The sequence below is a fragment of the Phyllobacterium sp. T2-21 genome, from assembly GCF_055378485.1.
The window spans coordinates 1,990,551-2,007,191 of sequence record NZ_AP027912.1; the positions used below are offsets into that span (position 1 = coordinate 1,990,551).

Here is a 16,641-nt window from a genome sequence, read left to right on the forward strand (position 1 = left end):
GTTTAGTTAACGACCGTAGCCCCAAACTTTTTGCCGAGGTTGGTGAACAGCGTGCCGAGGTTTGTGCCAAGGGAGGTTGCACCGGCAATGATGCCGACGGAGATGAGGGCAGCAATCAGGCCGTATTCGATGGCTGTTGCGCCGGACTCATCCTTGAGAAAACGTGTGAAAAGAGTTGTCATGTTCTGTATCCCTGTTGAAGCGTTGCTTTTGACGCGGTTTCGTTGAACCGTCGTGAACTTAGGCTTTCAACAATTTCGGCTGACTTAAAAAAACTGGTTAGCAAAGTATCACCGGATTTCTTGCTTAATCATCGCTTACATCGCCCTGAATATTTTAAGTAAAATGAAAGTCATGACCGCAGGGCGTGCATTTCCCGCGCCGTGCCGTGCGGCGTACCCCGACGCTGGCCCCTCAAAACCGCTGCGCTATCGCCCGATCCCCGGCAATGCCAACGCTTGGGCAAGCAGATGCAACCGTCCGGTGGCGTTCGAGGGGACCCTTCAAAATAAGTTTTCATTAAAAATGTAAGTAATCATGTGTTTTTCCAATTTCATCACGGATCACCTAAAGCAAATATGAAGCACTTTATAATAAGAAAGAAAAAATATTGAGGAATGAAACTAAATCCCATGTTCTTACGTATCGCAATATATCCATTCCAGATGAGGTTGGAGATTTTTGCGGTGGAGATCGATGGAAGTTTAGAATTTTAAGAAAATAAATTAACAGATAGAATTAAAAATACGCAACACATCATTGTTGCGCGTAAAACTTTTGTTTTTTAATGATGTTATTTAGAAAATATGTATTGAGTAATAAGTGTTGTATTGATTTATTTCGATTATTGATGCATATATCGGTGTTCTTGGTTTGTGAATGCTTGGGCAAAGTAGTAATAATCGGGAGGTTGTAATGAATAAGTTCGAAAAGAAGACGAGCTGCATTGTAGCTGGCTCTTTCATACTTGCGGTGCTTACAACGTCGGCGCTTGCCGGAGGTTTGTCGGTGGGCGGCGTTTCAGTCGGCGGTTCGCAGAATGGCGGTCTGGGCGTTGGTGCCAGCGCCAATCTCGGCGGTGTAAAGGCGGGTGCTGATGCATCGGTTGGCGGCTCCAAGGGTGTTGCCGCGGGCGTGGGCGCATCGATCGGCGGTTCAAACGGAATCAATGCGGGGGCGGGCGCCAGCGTCAACAATGGCGTTAGTGCCGGACTTGGCGCCAATGTCGGCGGATCCGGCGGTGTGACAGCGGGAGCTGGCGCAAATATCGGATCAGGCGGGATCGGCGCAGGAGCTGGAGCCAATGTCGGTGGAACCGGTGGCATTGGCGCCGGGGTCGGCGTCGGCATTGGTGGTGGCAGCAATTCGGGCGGCACCAGCCCGGGCGGTACCAGTCCCGGCGGTGTCAGTACCGGCGGGGTCACGACGGGTGGTGGTATCCTTGGCGGCGGCACCAAGCCGGGCAGCCTCAATCCCGGTGTGAACAACAAGGCGGTCGCCGCCAGGCTGGCACAGCTCACGGCCCAGGACAGGATGAAGCTGAAAATCCGCTGTGCGGAAATTTCATCCAACGCGACGAGCTATGACAGCTCGCTGGTTGCCCTGTGCAAGCTGCTGCGCGGCTCATGAGAACAGGTGCATGAGACAAGAATGGCCCCGTAAGGGGCCATTTCTTTGCCGGGACCGGCGCGGCGGGTGGCTGCCGGGCAATCAGCCCGTGCATTTCCGCCGTGCGATGGAGCGGGTCATGGAATCAACCTGTCCTTGCAGGGCGCCGGCCTTCTTCTGGTTGGCGGTGCGATAATCCGGCAGAATGGGACCGAAGCCCGTGATCACGCTCGGTTCCCGGTAGCCCGCGCCATTGGTCAGGCTGCTGATCTCGGCCATCGCGCTGTTCTTTTGCGCAATCAAAGCGGGGCACTCGACCGTATCGTAGTGCAGGGATGAAATTTTCTCGCGATCAAGCTGCCCCTGTATATTGCCGCAGCCGGCCAGCAGCACAGCCACAATAATCAGCGGAAGGTGTTTCGTCGTCATGTGCCAATTTCCTCGATCACGAATAGCGGGACATGAATGGGCCAATGCCGCCGTTTTGGCAAGATGGCAGCGTGAATCAGTTCGCCGGCACTTGCGGCAGCGCAGCATTGCTCCAGGCCAGGGGAAGGCGGTGGACGGCGGCAACGTCGCTGCCGTATGATTTGCCTGTAAACTCAAATTCATCAATGTGTTGTGCTGATTTTCATAATGAATATATCAACGTCGATGTTTAAAACTGTAGTGAAATATCGATTTAATCAGAAATCTCTAGCCAATTGGTCTTGTATTGAAGTTTTGGCTTGCTGATGACGCCCGCTCGCCCTTATGATTCTGTTTCCGGGAGCACCCGGCATTGCAACGCAAGAGTGAGGAGACAGGAATGCCTGGTTTGCTGCACCCACTTCATGACGGCCACGCGCCCATCATATTGCATAGTGCCTTTCAAGACGCCCTTGATGCTTTGGAGGATTGGGAACTCGGGCACGATGAACCTCAAATCGAGGTCAACGACCGGCAGGTTCTGATCAGCGCCGTGTTCCGGCGTCTGTGGACCTGCACCGACATTCTTCCATCGAGAACGCTGGATGTCGTGGAAGACTTGCTGCCATTGCGTTCGGCGGAGTTCAAGGCCGGTACGTCAACCTATGCCGATGCTGCCCATAGTCTATGGGAATTGAGCCTGCAGAAACGCGCGGCCTCCTACGAAATGCAGCATCACAACGCCTCCTGAGACACATTGGACGCTTTTTGAATTACCCGCCGCTTTGACCCGGCGGGTAATTTTTTTGGCATGAATTATGGATGGCGCGGCGGTTTAGCCGCCATGTTTGGCCAGCCAGGCCTTCATCTGCTTGATTTCGCCTTCCTGCGCGGCGATGATATCGGTCGCAAGCTTGCGGATTTCTTCATCCTTGCCGTATTTCAGCTCCACCTTGGCCATGTCGATTGCGCCCTGATGGTGCGCAACCATGCCGCGGACAAAATCCTTGTCGGCATCGCCGGAAAATTTGATGGACATGTCCTTGTGCATCTTGGTGTTTGCCTGCGCAAATGCCTTGGATGACGGGCCCTGATCGCCGGTTGGCTGCATCGCCATGGCATCATGCTTCATCATCTTGTGCTCCTGCGCCAGGGCTGGTGCGGTGAAGGCGAGGGCGCAGACAAGGGCTGCGGCGGAGAAATAAGAGGTTTTCATCGAATTGATCTTTCCTTGGGTCAGACAGACAAGCACAGGCTATGACCTGTTCACCCGTGCGTTATGAAGGATAGGAAGCGATCAATAGCGGTTTGGGCGGCGGCGACAGCGGTGCGCTGGCCTGGGCAATGAGGGGCAGTTCCATGCCGTGCGGCACCAGCATCCGGGTCGAAGCCGTGGTCACGGCGGCAATGCCGATGGCGGGAATGGCGATACAGGCGGAGCATAGCGCGGGATGGGGCAGCTTGGCCGTGTCCGTGCAATGCTTCTGGTCGCCGGCACAGGCATGGGCGTGGCCGGCCATCTGACCGGCCGATTGTACCGCCATTTCGTCGGCCAACCGGACGGGCGCCGCAAACACGGGCACCCAGCCGACGGAAAACGCCGTGAGGAACGTCAGAAGAATGGCAAGCCTGCTCATGGCGTTTTCATAACAGGAACAATCGGCAAGGCGAAATCACCTTCTGTTTATTGCGTTATTGCGCATGTCTTGCCGCGGCGAGCGCCTTTTCCAGATCGGCGATGAGGTCTTTGGTATCCTCGAGGCCAACCTGCAGGCGGATGAGCGGACCCTTGTAATGCTTGCCCGTCAGCACCCGGTCGGACAGGTTGACCTGAAGCGCGAGGCTCTCATAGCCGCCCCAGGAATATCCGAGCGCGAAAATATCAAGGGCATTGAGGAAAGCCCGGGCCTGTTTCGTCTCGCCTTCAATGACAATCGAGAACACACCGGCAGCGCCGCTGAAATCCCGCTTCCACAGGGCGTGCCCCGCGTGGCTCTCAATCGCGGGATGCAGAACCTCGATCACGCCGGGCTGCTTTTCCAGCCATCGCGCTATTTCGAGCGCGTTTTCGCCATGGCGCTCCAAACGCAGTGCCATCGTGCGCAAGCCGCGCAGGACGTAATAGGCATCGTCGCCGCCCACGCACAGACCGATGGCCGTATAGGTATCGTCCAGCTGCCTGAAGCATTTTTCATTGGCGGAAATCGTGCCCATGAGAATATCGGAATGGCCGGACGGATATTTCGTTGCCGCGTGAATGGAGATATCGACGCCGAAATCCAGCGGCTTCAGGTAGAGCGGCGTTGCCCAGGTGTTGTCCATCATGACGATGGCGCCTGCCGCGTGCGCCTTCTCGACGATTGCCGGAATATCCTGAATTTCAAACGTATTGGAGCCGGGGGATTCGGTAAAGACAACAGCCGTGTTGGGACGGATGAGCGTTTCGATGCCGGCGCCGACCAGCGGATCGTAGTACTCGACCTCGATGCCGAGCCGCTTGAGCGTCGTATCGCAGAAATAGCGCGTGTTGCCGTAGACACTGTCGACCATCAGCAGGTGATCGCCCGGCGACAGGAACGCCAGAAGGGGAATGGTTACCGCGGCAAGGCCGGACGGCACGAGCAGCGTGCCGAACGAACCCTCCAGTTCGTCGATGGCCTGGCACAGCGCGTCGGTCGTGGGGGTTCCGTGCGTGCCATAGCCGTATTTCTGCTTGTGGCTGGCCATGGTTTCCGCATCGGGGAACAGCACCGTCGAGGCATGGACAATGGGCGGATTGACGAAACCGTGATAATCCCGGGGATCGTAGCCTCCATGGGCCAGGCGTGTGTTGATCCCGAATTTTGCCATTTTGTCCGACTCTCTGCCCATGGAATATCCTCTGCACTGCGATGCCAACAATTGTAACTGCTGGGAGAAGTCGATAAGGCCACGGCGTTCCTGTTGCAACAGGCGAGCACAGCAGGCGTGGAAGAATAAGGCCGCTTGGGTCGATGGGAGAAACAATGACTGATGCCAGCAATCCGCAATCCCTGTCCGGCCTGAAGCGCGCGCGCCGCTCGATCGTCAATTTCCTGCGCCGCATGCGGGCACCGGCCTATCCGAACAGCCCGGCGGCCTGGACCGGGGGCATGTCAATGGCGGCGGTCCTGATCTTTTTCTTCATTCTGCTGCTGCATCCCTTCGACGATCCGCTGTCGCGCAACCTGTCCTCGCATCAGGGGCCGCTGAGTTCCCTGCGGCTGATGACGGATATCGGTTTGTCGCAATGGTATCTGATCCCGGCCTTTTTCATTGCGGTTTGCCTGATCGACATCGATTGGCGCAAGCTGCCCCATGCCAAACGCGTGCGTCTCGGCCTGATCTATGCCCAGGCGACGTTTGCCTTCTGGTCCGTGGCGCTGTCGGGAATTCTCACCAATATCGCCAAGTTCTGCATCGGGCGGGCCCGGCCGAAATTCATCGACACCCTTGGAGCCAACGGCTTTTCGCCGTTGCACGCAGGGTATGATTTCGCCAGTTTCCCCTCGGGGCACTCAACCACGATGGGGGCAGTCGGCGCGGTTCTGGCGCTTTGGTTTCCGCGCTGGCGCGTGCCGATCATCCTGGCGACCATGTTCATTGCCTTTACGCGCATCATCGCCAGGGCGCATTATCCGACGGATGTGGTCGCGGGCTACAGCGTGGGCTTCCTGTTCACCCTTGCACTTGCCAGATTCCTCGCCGGGCGCCGGGCGGCCTTTCTGTTCGATGGCACTCGATTCTTCCCGGTTTTGCGTTTTCGCGAGCGCTTCTGGCGCTGATCGGGGTTTTTGACCAAGAAATAATCGAAAATTCCATTCCGAAGCAGCCATTCGGCCGTTTCTGCAAAAATATTGAGCAAAGATTATCCCTTGACCAAACACGTAGAATGGCCTTCGATACAGGGGTGAATGGGAGACATGCTGGAGCCTTAAAAGGGTGTGGGGGAACCCACCGGCATGTAAAATTTCTCTCTTGGGAACCACGGGCAACAATTAAAAGGGTTTAGTCGTTATGAAAAATCTCGTTTTGAAGAGCGTTCTGGGGGTATCGGCGCTGCTCTTGCTGGCTTCTGCGGCCTCCGCCGGCACGCTGGATGACGTCAAGAAAAAGGGCTTTCTGCAATGCGGCGTCAACACCGGTCTGGCCGGGTTTGCTTCGCCGAACGACAAGGGCGAATGGTCCGGTTTTGACGTCGACTATTGCCGCGCTGTCGCCGCCGCCATTTTTGGCGATGCAACCAAGGTGAAATTCACGCCGCTTTCCGCCAAGGACCGCCTGCCAGCGCTGCAGTCCGGTGAAATCGACGTTCTGATTCGCAACACCACATGGACGCTGAGCCGTGACTCGCAGGGCTTTGATTTCACCGGCGTCAATTATTACGACGGCCAGGGCTTCATGATCAACGCCAAGAAGCTGTCGGGTATCAATTCCGCATTGCAGCTTTCGGGCGCTTCGGTCTGCGTTCAGTCCGGCACGACGACGGAACTCAATCTGGCCGACTATTTCAAGGCCAACAAGATGGAATACAATCCCGTCGTGTTCGAGAAGCTTGAAGAGGTCAACGCCGCCTATGATGCCGGACGTTGCGACGTGTACACCACGGACCAGTCCGGCCTGTACGCCATTCGCCTGACGCTCTCGGCACCGGACGATCACGTCGTTCTGCCGGAAATCATTTCCAAGGAGCCGCTCGGTCCCGTTGTCCGCCAGGGCGACAGCCAGTGGGCGCACGTCATCCGCTGGGTGCATTACGCCATGCTGACGGCCGAAGAGCTTGGCATCACCAAGGCCAATGTCCAGGATCTGATCAAGAGCGACAGCCCGGAAATCAAGCGCGTGCTCGGCCAGGAAGCCAACACCAAGCTTGGCACGGATCTCGGTCTGACCAATGATTGGGTTGTCAACATCGTCAAGGCCGTGGGCAACTACGGCGAAGTGTTCGAATCCAATATCGGTTCCGGCAGCAAGCTGAAGATTGCGCGCGGCATCAATGCTCAGTGGAGCAAGGGCGGCCTGCAATACGCAATGCCGATCCGCTGATTTTTTGAAGTCATCGATCTGAAATCCGGGAAGGGGGCTCGTCCTCCTTTCCGGGGGAACAATTAAAAAAATAACAAAAATAAAAATAATAAAAATAAACGGTTAAAAGAAATGAGGGGTCAATGGCATCGCAGGATATTACGCCTGCCGGTACAGGCAGCGCCAAAGTATCACTTCTGAACGATCCGAGAATTCGCGGCTATATCTATCAGCTCGTCGTTCTGGTTGTACTGGTCGCTGTGGGTTACTGGTTTGTCAACAATACTATCGCCAATCTGCAGCGCGCCAATCTGGCAACGGGTTTCGGTTTTCTCGATGGCCGCTCCGGATTTGATATCAGCTCGCATCCGTTCACCGAATACTCAAGCGACTCGACCTATATAAAGGCGCTCTATGTCGGTATTTTGAACACGATGCTGGTTGCCGTCGTCGGTATCATCACCGCGACCATCATCGGCTTCATCATCGGTGTCGGGCGGCTTTCGCACAATTGGCTCATCCGCAAACTGTGCACGGTCTATGTCGAGGTTTTCCGCAATATCCCGCCGCTGCTGGTTATTTTCTTCTGGTACTCCGGCGTTTTGGCGGTTTTGCCCCAGGCACGACAGAGCATCGCGCTGCCGTTCAGTTTCCTGAACAATCGCGGTTTCTTCTTTGCCGTGCCGGTTTTCGGCCAGGGTGCCTGGCTGGCTGGCGTTGCCTTTGTGCTTGCCGTCGTCGGCGCCTTTCTGGTCCGTCGCTGGGCCTATAAACGGCAGATGGCCACCGGCCAGCGCTTTCCGGTGTTGTGGACATCGCTGGCGCTGATCATCGGCCTGCCTTTCCTGGCATTCGCGCTCAAGGGCTTTCCGGTCACCATGAATTATCCGGAACTCGGCGGCTTCAACATCAAGGGCGGCGCTCTGGTCGGACCGGAGTTCATGTCGCTCTATCTCGCGCTGTCCTTCTACACCGCATCCTTCATCGCCGAGATCGTCCGGGCCGGCATTCGCGGCGTCGGAAAAGGCCAGAGTGAGGCGTCGCATGCGCTCGGGCTGCGCGCGGGAACAACGACGCGGCTCGTCGTCGTGCCGCAGGCCCTGCGCATCATCATTCCGCCACTGACCAGCCAGTATCTCAACCTGACGAAGAACTCGTCGCTTGCGGTCGCAGTCGGCTATCCCGATCTGTTTGCCGTCGGCGGAACCATCCTCAACCAGACCGGCCGTTCCATTGAAGTGGTGGCGATATTCATTGTGATCTATCTCAGCCTGAGCGTGCTCACATCGCTGTTCATGAACTGGTTCAACGCCAAAATGGCATTGGTGGAGCGCTGATCATGGCCGACAACAATCTAAGTTTCGTTCGTACCGAAATGCTGCAGGGCCAGACGCCGCCGCTGGGCGAGCGGGGAATCGTCCGCTGGATACGCATCAACCTGATGGCAACGCCCGTCGATGCCGCTCTGACGGTGTTCGCGCTCTTCCTTCTCGCCTGGTTCGTGCCGCCGATGATCAACTGGCTGTTCGTCCAGGCTTCCTGGTCGGGGGTGGATCGGGCGGTCTGCGCGACGGTGTCCCAGGGCGGTACCCAGCCGGAAGGCTGGTCGGGTGCCTGCTGGGCCTATGTGAACGCCAATTTCAACCAGTTCATGTATGGCCGCTATCCGCAGGACCAGCACTGGCGTGTCAACATTGTCGGCGTCATGTTCGTCGTCCTGTTGGTTCCGCTGCTGATCCCGAGGATTCCCTTCAAATCCGCCAACGCGATCGTGTTCTTCTTTGTCTTCCCGATCGTTGCATTCTTCCTGCTGGTTGGCGGCTGGTTTGGCCTTCCCTATATCGAAACCGCGACGTGGGGCGGTCTGCTTGTCACGCTGGTCCTGTCTTTCGTCGGCATTTCCGTGTCCTTGCCGCTCGGCATCGTCCTGGCGTTGGGGCGGCGTTCGAAAATGCCCGTCATCAAGATGCTGTGCGTCGTTTTCATCGAAATGGTGCGGGGCATCCCGCTGGTGACCGTGCTGTTCATGGCCAGCTACATGCTGCCATTGTTCCTGCCGCCGGGCGTGACCTTCGACAAGTTCCTCCGCGCCCTGATCGGCGTGGCGCTGTTCGCATCGGCCTATATGGCGGAAGTGGTGCGCGGCGGCCTGCAGGCAATTCCCAAAGGGCAGTACGAAGGTGCTGACTCGCTGGGATTGAGCTACTGGCAGAAAACCGGCCTCATCATCCTGCCGCAGGCGCTGAAGATGGTGATCCCGGGGATCGTCAACACCTTCATCGGTCTGTTCAAGGATACATCGCTGGTTTCCATCATCAGCATGTTCGATCTGCTCGGAACCGTGCGTCAGCACTTCAACGATGCCAATTGGGCATCCCCGCAAACCCCCATATCCGGCCTGATTTTCGCCGGTTTCGTATTCTGGATTTTCTGTTTCGGCATGTCGCGTTATTCCATCTTCATGGAACGCAGGCTGGACACAGGACATAAACGCTAAGGAGCATCTGCATGACCACTCAAAACGTTGTCGATCCATCCGAAATTCATGTCGACCGCTCGCTCATGCAGGTCTCCAAGACCGATGTAGCCGTCGAGATTACCAACATGAACAAGTGGTATGGCGATTTCCACGTCCTCAAGGACATCAACCTCAAGGTGATGCGCGGCGAGCGCATCGTCATTGCCGGACCTTCGGGATCGGGCAAGTCGACGATGATCCGCTGCATCAACCGCCTCGAAGAGCACCAGAGCGGCAAGATCCTTGTCGACGGCATCGAACTGACCAACGACCTGAAGAAGATCGATGAAGTCCGGCGCGAAGTCGGCATGGTGTTCCAGCACTTCAACCTCTTCCCGCATCTGACCATCCTGGAAAACTGCACGCTCGCGCCGATCTGGGTGCGCAAGATGCCGAAGAAGAAGGCGGACGAGATTGCCATGCATTATCTCGAGCGCGTCAAGATTCCGGAACAGGCCAACAAATATCCCGGCCAGCTGTCCGGCGGCCAGCAGCAGCGCGTGGCCATCGCCCGTTCGCTGTGCATGAACCCGCGCATCATGCTGTTCGACGAGCCGACCTCGGCGCTCGATCCGGAAATGATCAAGGAAGTGCTCGACACCATGGTTCAACTGGCCGAAGAGGGCATGACCATGGTGTGCGTCACCCACGAAATGGGCTTTGCCCGCCAGGTGGCAAACCGTGTGATCTTCATGGATCAGGGCCAGATCGTCGAGCAGAACGAACCGGCGGCATTCTTCGACAACCCGCAGCACGAGCGCACCAAGCTGTTCCTCAGCCAGATCCTGCATTGAGAATTCTGCGCATCGTCGTCACATCCATCGCAGCGGCCCTCGTGGCCGCTGTTTTGCTGTTTGTGGCTGGTGCCCTGATACCGCGGTCGTTCTTCGCGCAGACAGCCTCTCCGCCGCTGGCTGGCCGTACCGTCCTTCTCCTGTCCAATCCCATTCATACGGACATCGCATTTCCCGCCGATCCCGATGTCATGGCGCGGCTGTCCATCCTGAACGGGGAGAATTTCCAACTGACCGACCCGCGCATTGCCTGGATTGTCGTGGGCTGGGGAGGGCGCAGCTTCTATCTTGAAACCCCCACCTGGGCCGAACTCAAATTCATGCCCCTGATGCGTGGTTTGACGCTTGATCGTTCCACGATGCATGTGGAGCCCATCGGGGTAGTCAACACGGACCAGCCCGGTATCGAGCGGTTGACGGTCGGCCCCGAAGCCTTCGAAGCGATGCTTGTACATATGCTCGGTAGTTTCCGGCTGAACGCCGAGGGCAAGGCGATGATGATCGAAGGCGCCGGATATGGTCTGAATGACCGTTTCTTCGAAGCCAATGGCTATTTCACCGCATTGCTCGGCTGCAATACCTGGACCGGCGCCGTATTGCGGGCAGGCGGCCTGCGCACCGGCGCCTGGAATCCCTTGCCGCAAAGCCTGGTCTGGTCACTCAAGCGCTATAACAATGCGAGTGGCGATCAAATCTCGCCGTTGGGCTTTTCCGCATCAAATCCATAAAGCCAGTCGAAACCCGCCACGAACTTTTCAGCAGGCCGGTTGCGCAACAGCAGGTTGCGGGCAAGCGCCACCGGCCCCTTGGCGTGATAGGCCAGCTGATTGAGCGCGCCGCGCCGCACCACGGACTCGATGCGCTTTGTCCGGTTCCTGGCATAGGCCGCCAGCGCTGCGGGCCAGTCCTCGCTGCCATGGCCGAGTGCGGCGGCGAGAGCACAGGCGTCCTCGATGGCCATGGCTGCGCCTTGGGCCGCATAGGGCGTCATCGCATGGGCCGCGTCGCCGATCAGCACAAGCCGCTCATCCCGCAGGAAGCTGCACCGCTTCATTTCGAACAGGCGCCAGGGTGTCCACTGGCCGGCCGACAGCACCAGATCGCGGATGCCCGGATGCCACCAGTAGAAATCCCGGGTAAAATTCTGGTTCGGGGCCTGCGGATTGACTTCGATGTCCCAGCGCCCGGGGTTTTTCCGGTCGCGCGCCACCGCCACGAAATTCATCAGCTCGCCCGAACGGATGGGGTAGGCGATGAGGTGCGCATTGCTGCCGGTCCAGGCAACGACATTGGTTCCTTCAGGCAGGAGGGCGCTGAACGAGGCCGGGAGGCGATCGGCAGGCACGGACACGCGCCAGGCGATGGAGCCGGTATAGCGGGCGCGATCAAGGTCTGACAGCGCATTGCGGGTGTTCGACCAGACACCGTCGGAGCCCACCAGCAGGGCGCCGCGATGCTCTTCGATGCGGTCGTTGTATTGCACGCGAACCAGCACGCCCTGAGCGTCGCTGTTGTGATGGGTAACGGCCGATTCCAGCTGCATGGCGATGTTGCCGCGCTGGCGCACTTCGGCAAGGAGTGCCTGCTGCAGGTCGGCGCGGTGGCAGACGATGTAGGGCGCGTGCCAGCGTTGTGCCGCGGCCTTGCCGATGGGCAGGTGCAGCAGCTTTTCCCCGCTCACGCCATCCTGCAGGCAGACCGCATCCGGCTGCACGGCATGAGGCATCAGCCTGTCCAGGACGCCGAGGCGGCCGAGCAGGCGGGTGGCATTGGGCGAAAGCTGCAATCCGGCGCCCGCTTCGGCCAGAATGGCGCTCTTCTCAAAGATCTGGACGGCAAAGCCTTTGGCGCTCAGCGCCAGCGCCAGTGTCAGGCCGGCGATACCGGCACCCGCAATGATGATTTGATCAGGATTGGGAGTTCGCCTGTTGCGAGCCGTCTTCAGATCGATGACGGGCGTTTGCAATCAGGCAGCCTTGTCGTCCACATAGGTGCAGCCGGCAGGAACAGTTTCCCCGGCGGAGAGCGACGCATCGTAGCGGTACAGGGTCGAGCAGTAGGGGCAGACCTTTTCATTGTCATCGCCAAGGTCAAGGAAGACATGCGGGTGATCGAAAGGCGGATTGGCGCCGACGCACATGAATTCCTTGACGCCAATGCTGATGGCGGCGTGACCAGCGCTGTTCTGGAAGTGGGGAATGCTGTGTCCGGCCATGTGTCGCTCCTGGGCTTTCAGTCGATAGGCAATGGTGTTGTCTTTCTCATAGAGCAATTCCGCGGCGAAGAAAATCGCTTCTGCGGCGCTAAAGCGAGGCAATCTGACACAACAGGCGGCTGGTTCCGCCGCAACCGGCATTATGGCGGGTTTTCCGTCAGGCGCCGCATGAGAAATTCATCGCGAAAGGCTTTGGTTCCGGTGTAAGCTGCCGCGTGCCGATTTTTATCGGGCTGAGGAGGGATTGGGCCGCGATTGCTATAAAACCTTCAAGAGACTTGACTAATGTGGCCTGTGATTCCGCTTTTGACGGGACTATTCCAATCGGAGAATGACAATGAACGATCAGTCACCCGCCATAACGAATGCAGTCGAAGCCATCGGTCTGCCGGATCTGCACACCAGTGTCGACCGTTTCGTCAATCGCGAGTTCTCCTGGCTGCAGTTCAACCGCCGCGTACTGGAAGAAGCCCACAATGTGCACCAGCCGCTGCTGGAGCGCCTACGCTTCCTGTCCATCTCCGCCGCCAATCTCGACGAATTCTTCATGGTGCGTATTGCCGGTCTCGCCGGGCAGGTGCGTGCCGGAGTAGCCAATCGCAGCCCGGACGGGCGCACGCCGCAGGAGCAGCTGGAATTCGTGCTCGATGAGGTCGGCAAACTGCAGGCCGCCCAGCAGCTGCGCCTGAATGAACTGCGCGTCGAGATGCTGGCGGAAAACATCGAGATCGTCCGCCCGGACAAGCTGACCAAAAGCGAACGCCTCTGGCTCGAGGATCACTTCCTCGAAACCATCTATCCCGTCCTGACCCCGCTTTCCATCGATCCGGCACATCCGTTCCCGTTCATTCCCAATCTCGGTTTCACCATCGCCATGCTGTTGAGCCGCAGCATCGACAACCGTCCGATGACGGCGCTGTTGCGCCTGCCGCAGGCATTGAAACGTTTCATCCAGATTCCCGACGATGCCGGACGTTTCCGCTTCCTGACGCTTGAGGATGCCATCAGCCTGTTCACCGGGCGGCTGTTCCCCGGCTACGAGGTAAAGGGCGCCGGCACATTCCGCATCATCCGCGACAGCGATATCGAGGTGGAGGAAGAAGCAGAAGATCTGGTGCGCCTGTTCGAAAGCGCGCTGAAGCGCCGCCGCCGCGGCCAGGTGATCCGCATCGAATTCGATGATGAAATGCCGGAATCGCTGCGCGCCTTCGTGGCGACGGAACTCGGTGTTCCCGACAACCGCATCAGCGTGCTCGAAGGTCTTCTGGCGCTCAACACCATCTCCGAAATCGTCGGCATTCCGCGCGCCGACCTGAAGTTCGTACCCTACAACCCACGCTTCCCCGAGCGGGTGCGCGAGCATGGCGGCGATTGCTTTGCAGCGATCCGCGAAAAGGACATCGTGGTGCACCACCCCTACGAATCCTTCGATGTCGTCGTGCAGTTCCTGCGCCAGGCGGCGGCGGATCCGGAAGTGGTTGCCATCAAGCAGACGCTCTACCGCACCTCCAATGACAGCCCGATCGTGCGCGCACTGATCGACGCGGCCGATGCCGGCAAGTCGGTGACGGCGCTGGTCGAACTCAAGGCGCGCTTTGACGAAGAAGCCAATATCCGCTGGGCGCGCGATCTGGAACGCGCCGGCGTTCAGGTCGTCTTCGGCTTCATCGAGCTGAAAACCCATGCGAAAATGTCGCTGGTCGTGCGCCGCGAGGAACAGAAGCTGCGCAGCTACGTGCATCTCGGCACGGGCAATTACCACCCGATTACCGCCAAGATCTATACGGATCTGTCGTTCTTCACGTGCGAGCCATCCATCGGCCGCGACGTAGCCCAGATCTTCAACTTCATCACCGGTTATACGCAGCCTTCGGGTGAGATGGGCATTGCCGTGTCGCCGACCACCCTGCGCCCGCGCATTCTCCAGCACATCGCCGAAGAAATCGAGCACGCCAAGGCCGGCCGTCCGGCGGCAATCTGGATGAAGATGAATTCGCTGGTCGATCCGCAGATCATCGATGCGCTCTACAATGCCAGCACGCACGGCGTCGACATCGACCTCATCGTGCGCGGCATCTGCTGCCTGCGCCCGCAGGTTCCGGGCCTTTCCGACACGATCCGGGCGAAATCCATCGTCGGCCGCTTTCTCGAGCACAGCCGTATTTTCTGCTTCGGCAACGGTGCGGGACTGCCGTCGGAAAAGGCGCTCGTCTATATCGGTTCAGCCGATATGATGACCCGCAACCTCGACCGCCGCGTCGAAACGCTGGTTCCGATCACCAATCCAACTGTGCATCAACAGCTTCTTTCACAGATTATGCTGGCAAACCTTCTCGACAATCAGCAGAGTTACGAGTTACTAGCAGACGGTACGTCGCGCCGGATTGTTCCGGCGGATGGAGAAGATGCTTTTAACGCGCAGGAATATTTCATGACAAATCCCAGCCTGTCCGGCCGCGGCAAGTCGCTGAAGTCTTCAGCACCACGCTTGATCGCTCACCGCAAGCGATCCAAAGCAGCGAAAAACAAGACTGCATGATATCCGCAGCGCAGGGGCGTGTGCAAGGACGCCATCCGGCCGGTGTCATCGACATCGGCTCGAACTCTGTACGTCTGGTCGTCTATGAGGGGGTTACCCGTTCGCCGACCGTCCTTTTCAACGAAAAGATTCTCTGCGGCCTTGGCAAAGGCCTGGTAAAAACCGGCAAGCTGAATGAAAAGGCTGTGCAAAGCGCCTTGCGGGCGCTGCGCCGGTTCCGCGCCTTGGCCGATCAGGCGGGCGCCCGCTCGCTGGATGTGCTGGCGACGGCGGCAGCGCGCGAAGCCGAAAACGGTCCCGATTTTATCGCCCAGGCCGAAATCGTTCTGGGAGAACCGATCAAGGTTCTGTCCGGTCGGGAAGAGGCCTATTATTCCGCGCTGGGGATCATCTCCGGCTTTCATGATCCCGATGGTATCGCAGGCGATCTGGGCGGCGGCAGTCTCGAACTGGTCGACGTCAAGGGCCGCACCATCGGCGACGGCATCACCCTGCCGCTGGGCGGCCTGCGTCTGCAGGATATGTCGAACGGCGATCTTTCCGCCGCGTCCGATATCGCCAAGAAGACGCTGGAATCGGCCAAGCTTTTGGCCAAGGGCAAGGGCCGGGCGTTCTACGCCGTGGGCGGCACGTGGCGAAACCTCGCCAAGCTGCACATGAGCGCCGAGCACTATCCGCTGCACGTCATGCACCACTATGAAATTCCCTTCGAGGAGGCACAGCGCTTTCTCAAGCGCGTCGCGGACGGCAATCTCGACAATATGCGCGGGATCGAGGATGTCTCGAAGAACCGCCGTGCACTCTTGTCCTATGGCGCCATCGCCCTGCTTGAGACCATCCGCAAGATGCGTCCGTCAAAGGTTGTCTTTTCGGCCCTTGGCGTGCGGGAAGGGTTTCTGTTCTCGCTGCTGTCGGAATCCGAGCAGCTGGAAGACCCGCTGATTGCCGCCGCCGATGAACTGGCCGTGCTGCGCGCCCGCTCGCCCGCCTATGCGCGCGAGCTGGCGGACTGGAGCGGCGATGCCTTTGCCGCGCTCGGCTATGACGAGACGGAGGACGAGAAGCGCTATCGCCGCGCGGCCTGCCTGATCGCCGATATCAGTTGGCGTGCCCATCCCGATTATCGCGGTTCGCAGGCGCTGAACATGATCTCCAACGCCGCTTTTGTCGGCATTGATCATCCGGGCCGTGCCTATATCGCGCTCGCCAATTTCTTCCGCCACGAGGGTATTGCCAACAACGCGGCAGACCCGGAACTGGCCGCGCTCGCCACGCCGCGGCTGCTGGAATATTCGAAGATACTGGCGGCGATCATGCGGATTGTTTATCCGTTTTCCGCATCGATGGCGGGGGTGGTTCCCAACCTCTCGTGGAAACAGGCGTCTGACGGCATCTACCTTGAAGTGGCGGCAAGGAATGCCGACCTGATCGGCGATGTGCCGGAAGGCCGCTTGCAGCAATTGGCGAAACTGACGGGCAAGCCGCTGAAAATGGCCATCGGCAAATAAGTGCCGGT

17 protein-coding genes are annotated in these 16,641 nt (G+C 58.4%); 10 read left to right on the forward strand and 7 right to left on the reverse strand.

Features of this window, described 5'->3' with window-relative positions:
* Positions 1 to 2: 2 nt before the first annotated feature.
* Positions 3 to 182, reverse strand: coding sequence for a Flp family type IVb pilin (locus ACZ5FP_RS10010; protein ID WP_464659900.1), 180 nt, complete (start codon positions 180 to 182; stop codon positions 3 to 5).
* A 733-nt stretch (positions 183 to 915) separates the two neighbouring features.
* Between ACZ5FP_RS10010 and ACZ5FP_RS10015 the strand changes: the two genes are divergently transcribed.
* Positions 916 to 1,629, forward strand: coding sequence for a hypothetical protein (locus ACZ5FP_RS10015; protein ID WP_464659902.1), 714 nt, complete (start codon positions 916 to 918; stop codon positions 1,627 to 1,629).
* An 81-nt stretch (positions 1,630 to 1,710) separates the two neighbouring features.
* On the opposite strand, the gene ACZ5FP_RS10020 is transcribed toward ACZ5FP_RS10015, so the two are convergent.
* Entirely contained in the window at positions 1,711 to 2,037 is a 327-nt protein-coding gene (locus ACZ5FP_RS10020; RefSeq protein ID WP_223615691.1) for a hypothetical protein, read from the reverse strand.
* A 379-nt stretch (positions 2,038 to 2,416) separates the two neighbouring features.
* Between ACZ5FP_RS10020 and ACZ5FP_RS10025 the strand changes: the two genes are divergently transcribed.
* Positions 2,417 to 2,767 carry a BRA0787 family protein gene (locus tag ACZ5FP_RS10025; protein WP_223615692.1) on the forward strand — a complete coding sequence of 117 codons (351 nt, stop codon included), beginning with the start codon at positions 2,417 to 2,419 and terminating at the stop codon, positions 2,765 to 2,767.
* A gap of 84 nt (positions 2,768 to 2,851) precedes the next feature.
* Here ACZ5FP_RS10025 and copM read toward each other — a convergent pair whose 3' ends face one another.
* The 3 genes from copM to ACZ5FP_RS10040 all read right to left on the reverse strand — a co-directional run bounded on the left by copM (position 2,852) and on the right by ACZ5FP_RS10040 (position 4,887).
* The gene (gene copM / locus ACZ5FP_RS10030) at positions 2,852 to 3,232 is read right to left on the reverse strand and encodes a CopM family metallochaperone (protein WP_463011372.1); all 381 of its coding nucleotides are present in this window, start codon (positions 3,230 to 3,232) and stop codon (positions 2,852 to 2,854) included.
* 61 nt (positions 3,233 to 3,293) lie between these two features.
* Positions 3,294 to 3,653, reverse strand: coding sequence for a hypothetical protein (locus ACZ5FP_RS10035; protein ID WP_464659905.1), 360 nt, complete (start codon positions 3,651 to 3,653; stop codon positions 3,294 to 3,296).
* Between the two features lie 55 nt (positions 3,654 to 3,708).
* Positions 3,709 to 4,887, reverse strand: coding sequence for a cystathionine beta-lyase (locus ACZ5FP_RS10040; protein WP_464659907.1), 1,179 nt, complete (start codon positions 4,885 to 4,887; stop codon positions 3,709 to 3,711).
* Between the two features lie 134 nt (positions 4,888 to 5,021).
* On the opposite strand from ACZ5FP_RS10040, the gene ACZ5FP_RS10045 reads away from it, so the two are divergent.
* From ACZ5FP_RS10045 to ACZ5FP_RS10070, 6 genes are all read left to right on the forward strand, one after another.
* Complete coding sequence (locus ACZ5FP_RS10045) at positions 5,022 to 5,819, forward strand: phosphatase PAP2 family protein (RefSeq protein WP_464659909.1); 798 nt, start codon at positions 5,022 to 5,024, stop codon at positions 5,817 to 5,819.
* Positions 5,820 to 6,051: 232 nt separating this feature from the next.
* Positions 6,052 to 7,080, forward strand: a complete 1,029-nt coding sequence (locus ACZ5FP_RS10050; protein WP_223615697.1) for an amino acid ABC transporter substrate-binding protein — start codon at positions 6,052 to 6,054, stop codon at positions 7,078 to 7,080.
* Between the two features lie 122 nt (positions 7,081 to 7,202).
* Positions 7,203 to 8,396, forward strand: a complete 1,194-nt coding sequence (locus ACZ5FP_RS10055) for an amino acid ABC transporter permease (protein WP_464659911.1) — start codon at positions 7,203 to 7,205, stop codon at positions 8,394 to 8,396.
* Positions 8,397 to 8,398: 2 nt separating this feature from the next.
* Complete coding sequence (locus ACZ5FP_RS10060) at positions 8,399 to 9,556, forward strand: amino acid ABC transporter permease (RefSeq protein ID WP_464659912.1); 1,158 nt, start codon at positions 8,399 to 8,401, stop codon at positions 9,554 to 9,556.
* An 11-nt stretch (positions 9,557 to 9,567) separates the two neighbouring features.
* The gene (locus ACZ5FP_RS10065; RefSeq protein WP_288194976.1) at positions 9,568 to 10,371 is read left to right on the forward strand and encodes an amino acid ABC transporter ATP-binding protein; all 804 of its coding nucleotides are present in this window, start codon (positions 9,568 to 9,570) and stop codon (positions 10,369 to 10,371) included.
* Positions 10,368 to 11,099, forward strand: coding sequence for a TIGR02117 family protein (locus tag ACZ5FP_RS10070; protein WP_464659914.1), 732 nt, complete (start codon positions 10,368 to 10,370; stop codon positions 11,097 to 11,099). The genes ACZ5FP_RS10065 and ACZ5FP_RS10070 overlap by 4 nt, the downstream gene beginning before the upstream one ends.
* Here the strand turns inward: ACZ5FP_RS10070 and ACZ5FP_RS10075 are convergent.
* Complete coding sequence (locus ACZ5FP_RS10075) at positions 11,060 to 12,337, reverse strand: FAD-dependent monooxygenase (protein ID WP_464659915.1); 1,278 nt, start codon at positions 12,335 to 12,337, stop codon at positions 11,060 to 11,062. The genes ACZ5FP_RS10070 and ACZ5FP_RS10075 overlap by 40 nt on opposite strands.
* Positions 12,338 to 12,586, reverse strand: a complete 249-nt coding sequence (locus ACZ5FP_RS10080; protein WP_105735649.1) for a zinc-finger domain-containing protein — start codon at positions 12,584 to 12,586, stop codon at positions 12,338 to 12,340.
* A 337-nt stretch (positions 12,587 to 12,923) separates the two neighbouring features.
* Here ACZ5FP_RS10080 and ACZ5FP_RS10085 point away from each other — a divergent pair, with 337 nt between their 5' ends.
* On the forward strand, positions 12,924 to 15,125 hold the full coding sequence (locus tag ACZ5FP_RS10085) for an RNA degradosome polyphosphate kinase (protein ID WP_105735647.1): 2,202 nt from the start codon (positions 12,924 to 12,926) through the stop codon (positions 15,123 to 15,125).
* Positions 15,122 to 16,633 carry an exopolyphosphatase gene (gene ppx / locus ACZ5FP_RS10090; RefSeq protein ID WP_346306212.1) on the forward strand — a complete coding sequence of 504 codons (1,512 nt, stop codon included), beginning with the start codon at positions 15,122 to 15,124 and terminating at the stop codon, positions 16,631 to 16,633. Before ACZ5FP_RS10085 ends, ppx begins: the two co-directional genes overlap by 4 nt.
* The last annotated feature ends 8 nt before the right edge of the window (positions 16,634 to 16,641 follow it).

Coding starts and splice junctions, on each gene's coding strand:
- ACZ5FP_RS10010 (WP_464659900.1), bottom strand. CDS start 182: ATGACAACTCTTTTCACACGTTTTCTCAAGGATGAGTCCGGCGCAACA.
- ACZ5FP_RS10015 (WP_464659902.1), top strand. CDS start 916: ATGAATAAGTTCGAAAAGAAGACGAGCTGCATTGTAGCTGGCTCTTTC.
- ACZ5FP_RS10020 (WP_223615691.1), bottom strand. CDS start 2,037: ATGACGACGAAACACCTTCCGCTGATTATTGTGGCTGTGCTGCTGGCC.
- ACZ5FP_RS10025 (WP_223615692.1), top strand. CDS start 2,417: ATGCCTGGTTTGCTGCACCCACTTCATGACGGCCACGCGCCCATCATA.
- copM (WP_463011372.1), bottom strand. CDS start 3,232: ATGAAAACCTCTTATTTCTCCGCCGCAGCCCTTGTCTGCGCCCTCGCC.
- ACZ5FP_RS10035 (WP_464659905.1), bottom strand. CDS start 3,653: ATGAGCAGGCTTGCCATTCTTCTGACGTTCCTCACGGCGTTTTCCGTC.
- ACZ5FP_RS10040 (WP_464659907.1), bottom strand. CDS start 4,887: ATGGGCAGAGAGTCGGACAAAATGGCAAAATTCGGGATCAACACACGC.
- ACZ5FP_RS10045 (WP_464659909.1), top strand. CDS start 5,022: ATGACTGATGCCAGCAATCCGCAATCCCTGTCCGGCCTGAAGCGCGCG.
- ACZ5FP_RS10050 (WP_223615697.1), top strand. CDS start 6,052: ATGAAAAATCTCGTTTTGAAGAGCGTTCTGGGGGTATCGGCGCTGCTC.
- ACZ5FP_RS10055 (WP_464659911.1), top strand. CDS start 7,203: ATGGCATCGCAGGATATTACGCCTGCCGGTACAGGCAGCGCCAAAGTA.
- ACZ5FP_RS10060 (WP_464659912.1), top strand. CDS start 8,399: ATGGCCGACAACAATCTAAGTTTCGTTCGTACCGAAATGCTGCAGGGC.
- ACZ5FP_RS10065 (WP_288194976.1), top strand. CDS start 9,568: ATGACCACTCAAAACGTTGTCGATCCATCCGAAATTCATGTCGACCGC.
- ACZ5FP_RS10080 (WP_105735649.1), bottom strand. CDS start 12,586: ATGGCCGGACACAGCATTCCCCACTTCCAGAACAGCGCTGGTCACGCC.
- ACZ5FP_RS10085 (WP_105735647.1), top strand. CDS start 12,924: ATGAACGATCAGTCACCCGCCATAACGAATGCAGTCGAAGCCATCGGT.
- ppx (WP_346306212.1), top strand. CDS start 15,122: ATGATATCCGCAGCGCAGGGGCGTGTGCAAGGACGCCATCCGGCCGGT.